The 16,144-nt window shown below is 48.2% G+C and carries 14 protein-coding genes; 5 read left to right on the forward strand and 9 right to left on the reverse strand.

Going from position 1 to position 16,144, the window contains the following annotated elements:
• Positions 1 to 3: 3 nt before the first annotated feature.
• From CWE06_RS03185 to CWE06_RS03200, 4 genes are all read right to left on the reverse strand, one after another.
• Positions 4 to 2,781, reverse strand: a complete 2,778-nt coding sequence (locus CWE06_RS03185) for a cation-translocating P-type ATPase (RefSeq protein ID WP_241972457.1) — start codon at positions 2,779 to 2,781, stop codon at positions 4 to 6.
• A 29-nt stretch (positions 2,782 to 2,810) separates the two neighbouring features.
• A complete protein-coding gene (locus tag CWE06_RS03190; RefSeq protein WP_126791084.1) occupies positions 2,811 to 4,088 on the reverse strand; it encodes an acetyl-CoA hydrolase/transferase family protein in 1,278 nt (425 codons plus the stop codon).
• A gap of 10 nt (positions 4,089 to 4,098) precedes the next feature.
• Positions 4,099 to 5,460 carry an MBL fold metallo-hydrolase RNA specificity domain-containing protein gene (locus tag CWE06_RS03195; RefSeq protein WP_126791086.1) on the reverse strand — a complete coding sequence of 454 codons (1,362 nt, stop codon included), beginning with the start codon at positions 5,458 to 5,460 and terminating at the stop codon, positions 4,099 to 4,101.
• Positions 5,461 to 5,524: 64 nt separating this feature from the next.
• On the reverse strand, positions 5,525 to 7,318 hold the full coding sequence (locus CWE06_RS03200) for a putative bifunctional diguanylate cyclase/phosphodiesterase (RefSeq protein WP_126791088.1): 1,794 nt from the start codon (positions 7,316 to 7,318) through the stop codon (positions 5,525 to 5,527).
• A 250-nt stretch (positions 7,319 to 7,568) separates the two neighbouring features.
• Between CWE06_RS03200 and CWE06_RS03205 the strand changes: the two genes are divergently transcribed.
• Together CWE06_RS03205 and CWE06_RS03210 are read left to right on the forward strand one after the other, a co-directional pair.
• The gene (locus CWE06_RS03205; protein ID WP_126791090.1) at positions 7,569 to 8,441 is read left to right on the forward strand and encodes an MBL fold metallo-hydrolase; all 873 of its coding nucleotides are present in this window, start codon (positions 7,569 to 7,571) and stop codon (positions 8,439 to 8,441) included.
• 15 nt (positions 8,442 to 8,456) lie between these two features.
• Positions 8,457 to 9,260, forward strand: a complete 804-nt coding sequence (locus tag CWE06_RS03210) for a TlpA disulfide reductase family protein (RefSeq protein WP_126791092.1) — start codon at positions 8,457 to 8,459, stop codon at positions 9,258 to 9,260.
• Positions 9,261 to 9,291: 31 nt separating this feature from the next.
• Here CWE06_RS03210 and CWE06_RS03215 read toward each other — a convergent pair whose 3' ends face one another.
• The 4 genes from CWE06_RS03215 to CWE06_RS03230 form a co-directional block, all read right to left on the reverse strand.
• Complete coding sequence (locus CWE06_RS03215; protein ID WP_126791094.1) at positions 9,292 to 10,458, reverse strand: vWA domain-containing protein; 1,167 nt, start codon at positions 10,456 to 10,458, stop codon at positions 9,292 to 9,294.
• 37 nt (positions 10,459 to 10,495) lie between these two features.
• Positions 10,496 to 11,356, reverse strand: coding sequence for an AAA family ATPase (locus CWE06_RS03220; protein WP_126791096.1), 861 nt, complete (start codon positions 11,354 to 11,356; stop codon positions 10,496 to 10,498).
• Between the two features lie 132 nt (positions 11,357 to 11,488).
• Complete coding sequence (locus CWE06_RS03225; protein WP_126791098.1) at positions 11,489 to 11,692, reverse strand: DUF3185 family protein; 204 nt, start codon at positions 11,690 to 11,692, stop codon at positions 11,489 to 11,491.
• Positions 11,693 to 11,871: 179 nt separating this feature from the next.
• The gene (locus CWE06_RS03230; protein WP_126791099.1) at positions 11,872 to 12,942 is read right to left on the reverse strand and encodes a patatin-like phospholipase family protein; all 1,071 of its coding nucleotides are present in this window, start codon (positions 12,940 to 12,942) and stop codon (positions 11,872 to 11,874) included.
• A 153-nt stretch (positions 12,943 to 13,095) separates the two neighbouring features.
• Between CWE06_RS03230 and xthA the strand changes: the two genes are divergently transcribed.
• Entirely contained in the window at positions 13,096 to 13,905 is an 810-nt protein-coding gene (gene xthA, locus CWE06_RS03235; protein WP_126791101.1) for an exodeoxyribonuclease III, read from the forward strand.
• Here the strand turns inward: xthA and yfbV are convergent.
• Positions 13,902 to 14,327 (reverse strand): terminus macrodomain insulation protein YfbV, encoded by a 426-nt coding sequence (yfbV, locus tag CWE06_RS03240; RefSeq protein WP_126791103.1) that lies wholly within the window; start codon positions 14,325 to 14,327, stop codon positions 13,902 to 13,904. The two genes, xthA and yfbV, sit on opposite strands and share 4 nt — an antisense overlap.
• Positions 14,328 to 14,646: 319 nt before the next feature.
• On the opposite strand from yfbV, the gene CWE06_RS03245 reads away from it, so the two are divergent.
• Positions 14,647 to 14,997, forward strand: a complete 351-nt coding sequence (locus CWE06_RS03245) for a Spx/MgsR family RNA polymerase-binding regulatory protein (protein WP_126791105.1) — start codon at positions 14,647 to 14,649, stop codon at positions 14,995 to 14,997.
• On the forward strand, positions 14,987 to 16,144 hold the full coding sequence (gene dapE, locus CWE06_RS03250; RefSeq protein WP_420808512.1) for a succinyl-diaminopimelate desuccinylase: 1,158 nt from the start codon (positions 14,987 to 14,989) through the stop codon (positions 16,142 to 16,144). Before CWE06_RS03245 ends, dapE begins: the two co-directional genes overlap by 11 nt.

A 16,144-nucleotide genomic window follows, 5' to 3' on the forward strand; every position in this document is an offset into this window, starting at 1 on the left:
ACCCTAATTCGTTATTTTTAATTTTTGGTATACCGACATCCGCTGTCGTAATGCTTTTTCGAGTTCTAATATCAAGAAAACCGCGATCCCGATCAGAACCGTTGCCAAACCATGTACCAACAGTAAACTTTCAGTCTGGAATAACCGTTGTAACACAGGTGAATAAGTAAATGCGAGCTGTAACACGAACACCAAACTGACAGCTATTAGCACCGCTTTGGTTCCTTTTACACCTTCCTTGAATAGTGAGCCTCGGCGCAAATAGCGCACACTGAATAAATACCAGACTTCCATCGCCACTAAGGTATTTACTGCAAATGTTCGCGCGTAACTTTCACTATATCCATTCGCTAGCGCCCACTGAAATGCAGCGAAAATACCGATGGTAAATAACACCGAAACCAACACAATACGCCATAACAAGAAGCGCGAAATCAACGCCTCTTGTTTCTGGCGGGGCGGTCTTCGCATAATATCGCGCTCAGCCGGTTCAAAAGCGAGGGCAAGTGCTAAGGCAATCGAACTGACCATATTCACCCAGAGGATTTGTAACGGCAGTATGGGTAAGGTAAGCGCAAACAGCAGCGCAAGTACTATTGCGAGCGACTCGCCACCATTGACTGGCAATAGAAAGCCCATAGCTTTTTTAAGGTTATCATAAACGTTTCGGCCCTCTTTGACAGCATCGACTATAGTCGCAAAGTTATCATCAATGAGTACCATTTCACTGGCTTCCCGGGCCGCTTCAGTGCCGCCTTTGCCCATCGCAATACCGACATCAGCGCGCTTGAGCGCTGGTGCATCATTGACACCATCACCTGTCATCGCCACAACTTGACCATGTGCTTGCAAGGCTGTAACGAGACGTAACTTATGTTCTGGCGTAGTACGAGCGAAGATGTCGACATCGAGTACCTGAGCACGTAAGTCATCGTCGCTCATGGTTTCAATGTCATGTCCCTCAAGCACACGGCTTGTGTGTTCAAGACCTAAGTCTTGGCCAATTGCCTTTGCGGTTGCGGCGTGGTCACCGGTAATCATTTTCACATGAACCCCAGCTTCCTTGCAGATCGCAATGGCAGCTTGTGCTTCCGGGCGAGGCGGGTCAATCAAACCACAAAACCCTAAGAACTCAATGTTGTCGGCGAGCATGTCGTCGCTCAGTTCACGAACGTCACCATCCACCCACTTAACAGCAAAACCTAGCACGCGCTGACCAGCCGCTGCGATGCGCTCAATTTGTTTTTGCTGTTGCTCCTTTTCAGTTGGGCTCAGTGTGCACATGGCTAGAACTCGCTCTGGAGCTCCTTTGATGAAAATGACCTGCGCTGATTGAGTCAACGTCGTTTGCGTGGCGAACCACTGCGAAACATCTACCTGCTCAGCAACCGCGTGCAAAGTCGCCATGTATTTATGACGGGAGTCAAATGGAATGCTATCAAGACGCGGAAAATCTTCCTGTAAACGCGATAAATTCTGCATTGTCTTATGCGCTAAGACTAACAATGCGGCTTCCATCGGGTCTCCGGTTATTTCTGGACCATCACCCTTACTACCATCCTTGCCCTGCAACTCGCCCATATGAGCATCGTTACACAAGGCACCAGCAAGGGCTAAACCCGTCAGAGGCTGTAATTTATCCGCAGCTTCCGCTTGCTCTGCTCGTTGATCCAGCGCTAACAGCTTGCCTTCGAGGCTATAACCGCTGCCGGTAACTTGCCACCGTCCTTGCTGGGTATACACCTCACTGACCATCATTTCATTGCGCGTTAGTGTGCCGGTTTTATCTGAACAAATGGTCGATACTGCGCCGAGTGTTTCCACCGCAGGTAATCGACGAATAACGCTGTGTCGAGCGGCCATTCGCGTGACACCGATTGCCAATGCGACTGTTAGAATAGTGGGTAAACCTTCCGGGATGGCGGCGACAATTAGGCTAACAACCGCCATAAATAAATAGGCTGGGTCATTACCACGCATTAAACCGAGCGCAAATACGGCGAGGCCAATAGCGAGAACAACCAAAGTTAAGTATCGAGCAAATTGGCTCATTTGTTCGAGCAGTGGCGTGGTTAATGTGGTGACCCGATTAAGGAGCTTATTAATTCTACCCAGCTCCGTGTCACCGCCAATCGCGACAACAACCGCACTTGCTCGCCCTTGCGTGACCAGCGTTCCCGAATATGCCATGCAGCTTCGCTCAGCGAGAACAGCGTCAGCAGAAACCGCGTGAACGTTTTTAGCGACGGGCACCGATTCTCCGGTTAGCGCAGCTTCCTGAGTATGTAAGTTACGAGCGTGTAGGAGACGAACATCCGCGGGAACTTTGTCACCCGCTTCAAGCACAATTAAGTCACCAGGAACAAGTTCTTTGGCTAAAACTTGTTGCTTTTTGCCATCGCGAATCACGATTGCATGAACAGTGAGCATGTTCTGAATGGCACTTAGCGCATGTTCTGCTCGGCCCTCCTGAACAAAACCGATTGCTGCATTTGCAACGACAACGGCAAGAATAACCGCCATATCGAGCCATTCTGTCAAAACCCCTGCCAGTACCGCTGCCACCAACAAAACATAGATGAGTAAATTGTTAAACTGGCGTAATAATCGCTTCCAAGCAGGCGCCACCAAGCGCACAGCAAGTTCATTGGCGCCATACTGCTGTTGTCGTTCGCGTACCTGAGTTGTTGTCAGCCCCTGCTCGCTATCACTACCTAAGTCGTTAACAACTGCTGCACCAGTTTGCGTAAATGGAGTGGATGGTGATGGTTCTTTGCTCACAGGGGAGTCCTCCATAAGTTTTAAGCGAGCTAAATGCGCAAGCCCCAAATATCTCGAGCTTCGCGAGCAAGTTCCTCTTGAAACTGCGGTGCGGCAACTCGCATGAGCTCTGCCGCGCGCTCACTGAGGCTTTTCGCACGTAAATTAGCCACACCATATTCGGTCACAATGTAGTGCACATGCGCTCGAGTGGTCACAACGCCTGCGCCTGGGCTGAGCACTGAACTAATGCGCGATACTTTCCCGCCACACGCCGTGGCTGGTAACGCAATGACAGAACGTCCGCCTTCGGACAAACTCGCGCCGCGAACAAAGTCCATTTGCCCCCCGACCCCTGAATAAATCGAGGTGCCTAAAGAATCTGCGCAGACTTGGCCACTAAGGTCGACTTGCAAGGCGCTATTAATTGCCATGACTTGTTTATTTTGACGAATAACCGATGTGTCATTGGTGTATTCCACATCGAGAAACGCCACTTCCGGATTATCATCAATAAAGTCGTAGAGTGCCTGGCTGCCCATGGCAAAGGTAGTCACGATGCGACCACGATGCTTGCGTTTGCGAGAGTTATTAATCACCCCGCTTTTGACTAACGGCAACACGCCATCGGAAAACATTTCCGTATGAATACCAAGATCACGCCGATCACCTAGGCAAGCCAAGGTTGCGTCAGGGATTGCACCAATACCCATTTGCAAGCAATCACCATCGCCAATCAAGCTCGCGACATGACGACCGATTTGCATCGTTACTTCATCTTGTTCTGCGGGTGTATGCAACGGCAATGGTGCCGCATGTTCAAAGTAACGGGTAAAACGGTCGACATGGATAAAAGAATCGCCGTGGGTGCGCGGCATATTCGGGTTAACCCAGGCGATAACTTTCTTGGCAACCTGCAAGGCCGCCCGCGTCGCTTCAACCGAAATGCCGAGGCTACAATAACCATGAGCATCCGGAGGCGATACCTGCACAAGCACCGCGTCAACCGGTTGATCTCCCGAGCGAAATAACTTCGGAATTTCAGACAGGAAGATCGGTACATAATCAGCCAGACCATCGCGCACAGCCGAACGTGTTGCGGCTCCAACAAAGAACGCGCGCTGACGTAAATGACCTTGTAATTCAGGGCGACACAGCGAGCCGCTTTTTTCCGTATGCAGCTGTAACAAGGTCAAATTACGCCGCATGAGCGCCACTTCGGCTAAGGCGTCAAGCAATACATAAGGTGTCGCTGCCATCGACTGACACCAAATAACTTCGTCGTTTCCAATCACGGAAACTGCTTCTGCAGCAGACTGCACTTGCATAATTTTTTCCTTAATCGTCGATGTGTAAAATGCTCATGTAATCGGGGATATCTACACTAAACTGCGTTTTTTCGGACAGATAATCACGGAAACATTCAAGCGCATTAGGCTCTCCATGAACTAAATGAATCTGCGTTCCGGCAGCTATGTTAGAAGCCTTCAGCCAGTCAGTTAGCTCTGCATAATCTGCATGACCAGAAAGACCGTCGAGTATGCGAATGTCAGCTCGCACCGGTATCCAGTCACCATGAATTTTAATGTTTTCCATACCTTGCAACATTTTGTCGCCGCGGGTACCGCCAGCTTGATAACCGGAAAACAGCACAGTTGCTCGGTGATCTGCCAACCAATGTTTGAAGTGATGTAAAATTCGACCGCCCGTTGCCATGCCCGAACCCGCAATAATAATGTGCGGGCCCTGTTGGCTTGCAATCGCTTTCGATTCATCGACGCTGTGGGTATATTCAACCACGTGTTCAGCGCGCTCACATTGCTCGGCCGTCAAACGATGGTACTCATGATGACGGCGATAAATATCAGATACCCGAATGGCCATCGGGCTATCAAGAAAAACCGGAATACGCGGTATCTTGCCTTCATCCATTAACGTGACAATCAGATGTTGTAGCAACTGTGCGCGCCCTACCGCAAAACTTGGGATGAGAATTGGCCCACCCTTCTTCGCTGCGTCATTTATGATATCTGCGAGCTTTTCCAGAATATTGTTTTCTTCATGGCGCCGATCGCCATAAGTCGATTCCAGCATCAATACATCGACTGGCGGCAACGGTGCTGGCGGCTTCATTAGAAGGTCGTGCGGACGACCCACATCACCGGAAAAGCCAACTCGCTTACCATTGCTGCGCAAAATCACCGCAGCAGCACCAAGAATATGGCCAACCGGGTGCAACTCAATGTGAATATCACCAACTTTAAATGATTGCCGAAAATCCACTGTACGGAACAGCTTTGCAGCCTTTTCACCTTGCTCAGCGGTATACAGAGGTTCTGGAGCTTCATGTTTACTTAAGCCGTATTTACCAAGGTACTTGGCGTCTTCTTCCTGGATTTTTCCGGAGTCAGGCCAAAGTACTTTGCATAAATCAGCTGTCGCTTCATGAGCGTACACCGGTCCGCGATAGCCATGTTTATAAAGCACCGGCAAAAAGCCACTATGGTCAAGGTGCGCATGAGTCAGGATCACAGCATCCACTTTGTCTATACTGAGAGGCAATGGTTGCCAGTTGCGCCGACGCAACCATTTGTAACCTTGAAACAAGCCACAATCGACGAGAATCCGAGTGCTGTCCGTTTCAATTAAATATTTCGAGCCTGTAACCGTTTCTGTACCGCCAAGAAAAACAATGCGCATCCTGTGCTCCTTTTTAAAATGAGAATCAAAAGTATGGCTCAAATTTGCCAATTACTCCTGCTCGTCACTCACTTACTTTGAGTTCACTTAATTTTTTTAACCAATCCAGTGCGGGCTCTGGACGGTGAAAATAAAAACCCTGAAACTGCTGGCATCCGAGCTCCCGCAAATATTCAAACTGTTCAATAGTTTCAATTCCTTCGGCAACCCGTTCTAAACTTAAATTTGCACCCATCGTCACGATCGTATCGAGCAAGGCACGCTCTCGCTCAGATTGCATACCCGCGTGAACGAAGGCCCGGTCGATTTTCACTTCACCGACAGGCATCCATTGCAAGCGCCGCAAATTTGAATAGCCCGTGCCAAAGTCATCAATTGAAAAAGTAACACCATGTGCCTTCAGACGTTCCATCGTTTGTTGCACCTGATCGCTATCATCGACCAATAGACTCTCTGTAATTTCCAGTTTCAGCCCCTCTAAAGGCGCATTAAGACGCTGAAATGTGCGTATCACGTTTTCTGCAAAATGTTCGCTACGAAACTGCCGTGGGCTAACATTCACAGCGATTTCAAAATTTGGAAACAGTGCTCGAGCACGCGGAAGAATTCGCGCAACAGACTCGAGCATGAACTGACCTATCGGCACGATGAGACCTAAACGCTCCGCCAACGGGATAAATTTGTTTGGTGGAATCCATTCCTCATAATGCCGCCACCGTACCAACGCCTCGGCCGCAACCCAACGTTGATTAGCATCAACCTTGCTTTGCAACCAGCATTCCAGGTGACCTTTCTCAATCGCATGACGCAGCTGCTCTTCGCGACGAAAATCATCGACAACTTGCGCCGTCATCACACGTTTATACTCAGAATATTGATCGCGCCCATTGGCTTTAGCTTCATGGACTGCAGTTTCAGCATTCGCAATAACTTGTGACGCTTCGTTGCCGCGATCAGCCCGCGCCAAACCGATACTGCCGGTGAAATAATAGCTGCGCCCTTGCACAATCACTTCCTGTCGCAGCAACGCCAACAATGCTTTCGACCGATCATGCCGAAACTCACCTGCACTGTTACCACTGACAGGAACCGCTAACCAAAACCGGTCTTCGATGTCCTTTCCCACAAAGCCACCAAAACTCGCGACAAAATGCTCTAAACGCCGAGCGATCACACGCAAAATCTGATTACTTTCGTCTGGACCAGCGACAATATTCACGCGGTTAAAAAAGTCCATGTTGACGGCCACCACTTTAATACTCTGCTCCTTTAGGATGTGAGCAACGAGTTTCAAAAAGTGGGTTCGATTGGGCAAACCCGTGTTGCGATCAAACAGAGACAAAGTCTCAATCGTTTCGGCTGCTTTGCGTTCTTCACTAATGTCCCGCAGCGTTGCGATATAACGGTGTTCAGCACCCCACGCGACCTTGCTCAGATGAATCGTGATTGGGAATCTGCTGCCATTTTTTCGTTCTGCCTCTAATTCCCGAGTTTTGCCGATAACGTAGTTTTTTCCTTCTGGATAATCGAGCGCACGCTGCATTAACTGTTCGTGCTGCCCAGCCATCGCTGCAGGCATTAAAATGCCGACATTACACCCAACCAGCTCTTGATACTCATAACCAAACATTGCAGTGACAGCCTGGTTCACTTCAATGATCGTACCTCGCAAGTCGGTGACTAAAACCGCATCGATTAAGCTGTTATATAAGGTATTCAACCATTCCTTGTTCGTCATGGCCGAACTTGCTTGGCTTTCTGTTAGCGCCGCTTCCGTGGCTGAGCTCGATGAGCTCGTTGTTTCACTCTTTGAATGCGCGCGTTCGTCACGAGCACTCGACACGGATTTATTGGCCATAACTCTCTTAATACATGCTACTTATTTCATTAAGGACTCACTGCGAGTGTACTGGAATTTTATTTGCAAACCAGCTCAACAACGACTGTGCAATTTGACGCAGCGCAAAGTTCCGCCATTTTGTTTCCCGTTGAGTTTCGTTACCCTGAGAAGAATAAGGCAAAACCAACTTTAAATTAACAACGTACTCACCTTAACAATGCCTCTAAACTATGGCAAATTAGCGACTAAATTTAGCCAAGGAACAAACATGAGCAATCTCGATTTTAACGTCCAAGCATTCCTCGATGAGGATAGCGAAACATTTACCTATGTCGTTTTTGACCAACAAGGTGGTCAGGGCGTCGTTATCGATCCGGTGCTTGATTTCGATATTAAATCTGGACGCACATCAACTACAGGCGCCGATCGTGTTTTGCACTTTGTTCAACAGAATGAACTTTCGATTGCCTATATTCTGGAAACCCACGCTCACGCTGATCATTTATCCGCTGCACCTTATTTGCGTGACAAATTGCAGAGCAAAATCGGTATTGGCGAACACATTCGTGATGTCCAGAAAATATTCAAAGACGTTTTTAACCTCGAGAAAGAGTTCTTACCGAACGGAGCGCAGTTCGACCGCTTGTTTAAAGATGGCGATACCTTCTCTGTCGGCGGCTTACATTTCCAAGTCATTCACACCCCTGGGCATACCCCTGCAGATATTGCCTATTACTTGAATGGCCAAGCTCTTTTTGTCGGTGACACTTTGTTCTTACCTGACGTCGGAACTGCACGGTGCGATTTCCCCGGTGGTTCAAGTGCGACGCTTTATCAGTCAATTCAAAAGTTACTCGCGCTGCCCGCAGACACACAAATGTATATCTGTCATGATTATCCACCTGAGGGTCGTGCCCATCAGTTTGTCACCACAGTGAAAGCACAGCGCGAAGAGAGCATTCATGTGCGCACTGGTGTAACAAGCGCAGAGTTTGAACGGATGCGTGACGAACGCGATGCGACATTAGCCATGCCAAGACTCATTTTGCCAGCAATTCAGGTGAATATTCGTGCGGGCGAAATGCCACCCGCAGAAGCGAACGGCGCGGTCTATTTGAAAATTCCAATTAACCAGCTGTAAATCAGGAGCTGTTCCATGTCGATTACTATCGGGCCTTTTGCGTTTGCGACGACGCATCTCATTTTCATTCTTGCTGCAGTTAGTGCCCTGTTGGTTGCGTGGCTTCTAGCTCGGCGTACTGAGTTGCGCGTAAGCGACTCTGTATTCAACATTCTGGCGGTCGGACTTATCGTTGCTCGCGCGAGCTTCATTATTCGTTATTTTGATTTGTATGCAGACGCACCGTGGCAAATGCTGAATGTTCGCGATGGTGGTTTTGATCTTTGGGCTGGCGTTATCGGCGGCGCACTAATGGCGGTTTGGGAGATATTCCGCCGTCGACCACTATGGAAACCCGTATTAATAGCCTGTGGCACGGGCGTCATTGCCTATACCGCAATGACCGGTTTTTATGACTACAAGTACGGTGACGAGTTGTGGGTTCCTGAAGTACGTGTCGCGACCCTAGACGATCGCCAAGTATGGCTCAATCGCGAATACTTGGGCCAACCCTTAGTCGTGAATTTATGGGCAACTTGGTGTCCGCCATGCGTACGTGAAATGCCATTACTCGAAGACGCTCAACAGAAGTGGCCGGACGTTGCTTTCGTCACCGTAAACCAAGGCGATGACAAAGAGATGGTCTTACAGTTTATTGCTGAGCAGGGCTTAAACCTGAGTGACATGCTGATGGATTACAACAGTACGTTGAGTAATGAAATCAACTCGTTTGCGTTGCCAACCACATTATTTTTTAATCGTGATGGGATGCTCATTGATAGTCACGTCGGTGAGTTTTCGGCGGCCCGCTTGCAGCAAGCCGTCGATAAAATACTCTAACTAAGCGTATTTGAGAGGCGTTTGAGTCTTCTTACAGTAGCCGGTCGATGGCCTGACTCAAACCCTCGAGACTAAACGGAAACATGCGTTGGTCCATTAAGTCTGCCATCATCCGAATCGATGGGTAATAGCGCCAGCGCTCCTGCGGTTGGGGGTTGATCCAAACTGCTTTTGGATACTGCCGTAACAGGCGCTCCATCCACACCTGCCCTGGCTCTTCATTCCAATGCTCGACGCTGCCGCCGGGGTATGCAATTTCATAGGGGCCCATGGTCGCATCGCCAACCAGGATTAGCTTATAGTCACTGCCATAGGTATGCAGCACTTCCTGCAAAGGTATTTGCTCCTGCCAGCGTCTTTGATTGTTTTTCCACACCCCTTCATACACACAGTTGTGAAAATAATAGAACTCGAGGTGTTTAAACTCCGAGCGAACCGCCTGAAATAATTGTTGGCATTCGTAAATGTAATCATCCATCGAGCCACCAACATCAAATAGAATAATGACTTTGATAGCGTTGTGTCGCTCCGGTTGCCAACGCAAATCAAGCATACCTTGCTTACCCGTCGCCCGAATGGTTTCGGCTAAATCAAGCTCCGTTGCCGCTCCTGTCCGAGCAAAACGGCGCAGCTTACGCAACGCCAATTTAATTGTCCGGTTATTCAGTTCTTCGTCGCTGTCGAGATCTTTAAATTCGCGTTTATCCCACACTTTGACGGCACGCCGAGCATTGCTGCCGTCCTGCCCAATTCGAATACCTTCAGGGTGATAACCATAAGCGCCAAACGGTGAGGTACCGCCGGTGCCAATCCATTTATTCCCACCGGCATGGCGCTTTTGTTGCTCGGCTAAACGCTCACGAAATTGCTTGAGTAATTCATCAAGTCCACCAAGCGCTTTCAATTTGGCTTTGTCTTCAACGCTTAAGTGGCGTTGCAAAGAGCGCTCAAGCCACTCCTGCGGAATACTCGCGGCAATGTCAACCTCATTCACACCTTCAAAATATTCAGCAAATGCGCGATCGAAACGATCATACTGGCTTTCATCTTTAACTAACGTCATGCGTGCTAAGACGTAAAAATCTTCGATGCTGGCAAACACAACTTGCTGCTCAAGCGCTCGCAGCAGGTCCATAAGCTCGGTCAGGCTTACTTTCAGTCCGTGCTCACGTAACTTGAAGAAAAATTCAATAAACATAATTTACCACTTGTTCACGGCGGCGAAGATACCGAGACTATTTCGACTGGCGGCGGCTCATAAATGCGAGCTTTTCGATCAGTTCAACGTCTTGCTCGTTCTTCAGCAACGCACCAAACATCGGCATCAGACCGCCGTGGGCTTGATTTGACTGTAGTTGTTCCGGGCCGATGTCCTCAACGAGAAGCAGCTTTAACCAGTCGAGTAGCTCGGAGGTGCTTGGTTTCTTTTTCAAGTGTGGCACGTCACGCAAGTCGAAAAACACCTCAAGTGCAGCATTCAGCAATTTCGGCTGCAAATTAGGAAAGTGAACCGACACAATTTGCTTCAATGTTTGTGCGTCAGGAAAACGAATATAGTGAAAGAAACAACGACGCAAGAATGCGTCCGGTAGCTCTTTTTCATTATTTGAAGTGATAATCACGATAGGACGATGCGTCGCTTTAATCTGCTCCCCAGTCTCGTAAACATAGAACTCCATTTGATCGAGTTCGTGCAGCAAATCGTTGGGAAATTCGATATCTGCCTTGTCTATTTCGTCGATCAACAGCACAGGTCGCTTGTCGGCAGTAAAGGCCTGCCAAAGCTTCCCCGGTTTGATGTAGTTGGCAATATCGTGAACCCGTTCACTACCAAGTTGGCTGTCGCGCAATCGTGACACCGCATCATATTCATACAGCCCTTGCTGTGCTTTAGTCGTTGACTTGATGTGCCAACGCAATAAGTCAGTATCGAGTGCGGCCGCTAACTCTTCGGCAAGTTTCGTTTTCCCGGTACCTGGCTCGCCTTTAATCAACAAAGGCTTTTCTAATGTCACCGCGGCATTTACCGCAAGTGCGAGTTCGGGAGAAACAATATAACTTTCGGTACTTTGAAATCCTGCTGCTTGACGAGCCATGCTACTTCATCCTGTCGACGTTCTAAGGAGCTTTAGTGTGCCACCTAAAATGAACCAAAAATAAAGCGCCATGATAACAAAATCATGGCGCTTATACAGACTTGCGATTCGCACAAATGCGAGGATTTGGCGTTACTTCTTCATTCCAGAAATAAAACCGCCAATACCAACGATAGTTAGTACGGCACCTACAATTAAGAACCACATGGCATTATCGGTCGGCTGACCCGTGAACGCTTCCGATACTTGTGATGCGGCAGACTCTTTTTCCTGCCATCCAAAATACAACACAATTAAACCTGCGACTAAGATGGCTAACGAAACAAACTTATTCATTCAACATTACTCCTTGTGTACACACATAGTTACTTATGCTTTTTCTAGGTATGTTGTTTAACGTATGTTTTATAGCGAAACTACATGACTAAATTTAGTCGATGATCCGCAGATGTCCAGAAACTAAATGCAATATTCTCCTAATTTACAACATTTTAGCGTTATATAAGGGAGAACACTCAGTCCTCCCAGCGTTGTACTTTCTGGCGTATCTCGCCGCTTTCAATCCAATCTTGTAATTGCTCTGCAAGCCGGTATCCTGCGTCCGTTGCTTGCTGCCAAAACTTCTGACGGCTGGCCACGTCAAGGTTGGCAAAATCGTGGCGGTCTGGAATTTTTTGATAGGGTAATGCATCGATAAATTCTTGAGTCGGCATGATCAGTACGGCATTTGGCCACTGCTCAGCGCGAGTTCGACGCTTTTTTAGGCCCTTATCAAACCAGCCTGGAATTATCTCACGTTGAAAATGTGGATACAGGATTAAGCCGTCACGTGCTCCAAGAGGAAGGTCGAAATGGTAGTCAGTGACACCACCGTCACGATAAATGCCTGGCGGTGCGCCAGGAATATCCTTCACTCCCGCCAAAACCATCGGAATGGAGCCACTCGCTAACAGCGCTTCTCGAAAGTTATCTTGGGTTAAAGTCACATGTTGCGTAGGTAAATCATTCCAGTCAGAACCCAAAGGTGGCTGAGCCGAGGGATGATGAAAAACGACACGCTCAAAACTACTTGCTAATGTCCGTCGCGAAATTGCGTTCAGCGCTGCAGCCTTGAGTAGACCAATACTTTGACCTAGGCGACTCTCAGACGCCGACAAGCCTTTACTGCGCACCACAATCATGTGATGGCGGAAGGTCTGTTGGTTGAGAATTTCTGTAATCGCCTCGTTTGGCACGTACTCGTGCAGCAACTCGATCGCTTTGTCGGTGATTTCCCGCACATCAGGCTTGTCACTATAGACAGTTGCTCGATATAAACGACTAAACAACGCACTTGCTTCGGCCGCATTGCTTCGCCCTAAGCTTGCGAAACGCCAAGCCCCCGCAGACGTGCCCAGAAGTTCAAGCGGCGCCTGCCGTTGGCTAAAAAAGTCACCAAAGAAATAGTTATCTAGGCCTTGCAAAATGAACCATTTGGGACCACCAGAGGCACCGAGCAGCAGCGAGATATCGTCTTGTCGTAAACCATGCTCTTGAATCTGTGCAAAGGCACGCTGACCTGCTTTGACTTCAACCCAATTTGTCATTATCCAACCTTACTCATTCTTATTATGCATGGCCGCCAGTATACTTCTGACAAGCCTGAATTACACCCCAAAATCCGTGAGCTGCATATTCCTGCGAGCAGTGGTATCCTTAGCTCACGCTTTTTCTTTCATGCCAATAAAAAGAATCGTTTTATGAAATTTATTAGTTTTAATATTAATGGTTTACGTGCTCGCCTTCATCAGTTGCAAGCACTCATCGATAAGCACCAACCGGACGTTATTGGTTTACAAGAAACCAAGGTGCACGACGAAGCATTTCCGCTCGCCGACGTCGAAGCGATGGGCTATCAAGTCTATTTCTTTGGTCAAAAAGCCCATTACGGCGTTGCCCTCCTCACCAAAGTTCCAACCACCGATGTGACTTATGGTTGGCCTGGCGATGATGCCGACGCCCAACGGCGCATGATTATGGCCACTGTCACCTCACCGGCTGGCGAGCAAATCCGGGTTATGAATGGCTACTTCCCGCAAGGTGAGTCACGTGACCATCCGATTAAGTTTCCAGCAAAAGAAAAGTTTTATCAGGACTTAATGAGCTACCTAGATAGCACACAGTCACCAGACCAGCCTGTCGTTCTCATGGGTGACATGAACATTTCAACCACCGATCTTGACGTGGGTATTGGCCCCGCAAATGCCAAGCGTTGGTTACAAACCGGTAAGTGTAGCTTTTTACCTGAAGAACGTGAATGGATGCAGCGTCTATTAGACTGGGGTTTTATTGACACCTATCGCCAGCTCAAACCGGAGTCCGATCAAGAGTTTAGCTGGTTCGACTATCGTTCACGCGGTTTTGATGACAACCGAGGCTTACGCATCGATTTGATTTTAGCGACCAAAGAACTCGCTAGTCGCTGTATCGACGCAGGCATCGACTATGAATTGCGTGGTATCGACAAGCCTTCAGACCATGCGCCCATTTGGAGCGAGTTTAAGGACTAATGTTCTTCTGGTGGTAACACCGATAAAGCTTTCCGTAACACTCTGGCCAAATCAATGTACGCCGGTCCTGGTCGATGACCAGGCAGGCGTATATCTTCTCCCGCCTGATTGAGCTTATGTTGCAAGTCTAAAAACCAGCTTTTCAATGGCGGTGGTAGTACTTTGTAACTGCGCTTTCCGAGCCAATAGTAGCCCTGTAGCGGCAACACCAATAAGAACAATGTGGTCGCGATAATTTGCGGTAGAAACTCCATGCCTAAATATTGGAACTGCACGTAAAAGTTAGCAACAGCTGCAACGGGTAACAATTTACTTCCTAGTTTCAAAGCGGGAATGAGTCTTGATTCTGGTAAGTTGCCAACTACCGCATGGTTTGGCCAAACTTTCATGTATTGGTTACCGCGTTTCAATGTTTTGATCATCTTTGCTACTTCCTCTCGACTACCCTTAAATTATCCACACATTGCCTAGCTGTTGCTAATATATTCGCAAAAAGAACGCTTTTCGATCAATTTCCAGATGCCTGAACAAATCTCACTCAATTATTTTTAAACTTATATAACAATGACTTATCAAGTTGAATTCAGCTAATTAACAAGGTTATCCACAGAAACGGTGGATGAGTTGAATAACATTTTTGAATAAACCGTAAACGTCAATACGCCCCTTGGGTCAGGTCTGATTTGCAGTGTATACTGCAAAGGCATTATTTCTTTTTAATTCAAGCAAGAGGAAGCCCTTATGAGCGCGGTCGTGTTTGGCATCAAAAACTGTGACACTGTTAAAAAAGCATTGAAATGGTTAAAAGAGCATAAGGTCGATTTTCAGTTTGAAGACTTAAAAACGACGCCTTTAGCCGCCTCTACGATTGAACATTGGGTAAAAAACCTCGGTGCTGATACCGTCATCAATAAACGCGGAACGACATGGCGAAAATTACCAGACGATGACAAAGGTGAACTGACCTTACCGCGCACCGTACATTTAATACAAGCCCATCCAACGTTAATTAAGCGTCCTTTAGTCGTTCGCGAAGGTAAAATTATCGTTGGTTTTGACGAAGCCACTTGGCAGGAGTTTTTTGGTGTCTGATTTGTCCCACCCTACTCTAGAGTTAGCACGCGATTTAATTGCTCGCCCATCGGTCACACCGCATGATGCGGGCTGCCAACAGCTCATGGCCGACCGTCTAAAACCTCTTGGTTTTGACATTGAAACCATGGTTTTTGAAGACACCACGAATATGTGGGCTCGGCGCAATCACAGCGGCCCTGTATTCTGCTTTGCCGGCCATACTGACGTCGTTCCGCCAGGACCTGAATCTGACTGGCATACGCCGCCGTTTGAGCCGACCGACAAGGACGGTATTCTCTATGGCCGCGGCGCCGCAGATATGAAAGGCAGTCTCGCTGCAATGGTCGTCGCAACTGAGCGTTTCGTTGCCAAACACCCTGAACATGCTGGAAGTATCGCGTTTTTAATTACCAGCGACGAAGAAGGCCCATTTATTAACGGCACTGTGCGCGTGGTTGAAACTCTTGAAGCCCGCAATGAAAAAATTAAGTGGTGCGTGGTTGGTGAACCCTCCAGCACTCATTACTGCGGCGATGTCATAAAGTATGGTCGCCGTGGCAGTTTAACCGGTTTTTTGACGGTTCATGGCATTCAAGGTCATGTTGCGTATCCGCACTTGGCAAGCAACCCCGTTCATGCGGCAGCGCCTGCGCTAGCTGCACTAGCAGGTGAAGTCTGGGACGAAGGCAATGATGCATTCCCACCGACCAGTTTTCAAATCGTCGATGTGCACGCCGGCACAGGTGCAAGCAATGTGGTACCAGGCAAGCTCAATGTCACTTTTAACTTGCGTTTTAGCACGGAGTCGACGGCTGACAGCCTGAAAGCAAGAATTTACAAGATCCTCGACCAACATGGGCTGACCTATGAGTTAAACTGGATATTGAATGGTCTGCCATTCTTAACCGATAAAGGCACCTTGATTGATGCTGCGACAGCTGCTGTCGCAGATGTGATTGGTAAAACGCCTGAGTTGTCGACCGCAGGGGGGACTTCCGATGGTCGTTTCATTGCACCAACGGGCGCCCAAGTTCTCGAACTCGGTCCTGTTAACGCCACCATTCACAAAGTCAATGAACAAGTGAGCCACGATGATTTAATTAAACTGACCGACATGTACGAACGCATTCTTGAGCGCGTGCTTGTCAGTGACAATATGGGTTGA

The organism is Aliidiomarina haloalkalitolerans (assembly GCF_003987315.1).
GTDB classification, from domain to species: Bacteria; Pseudomonadota; Gammaproteobacteria; order Enterobacterales; family Alteromonadaceae; genus Aliidiomarina; species Aliidiomarina haloalkalitolerans.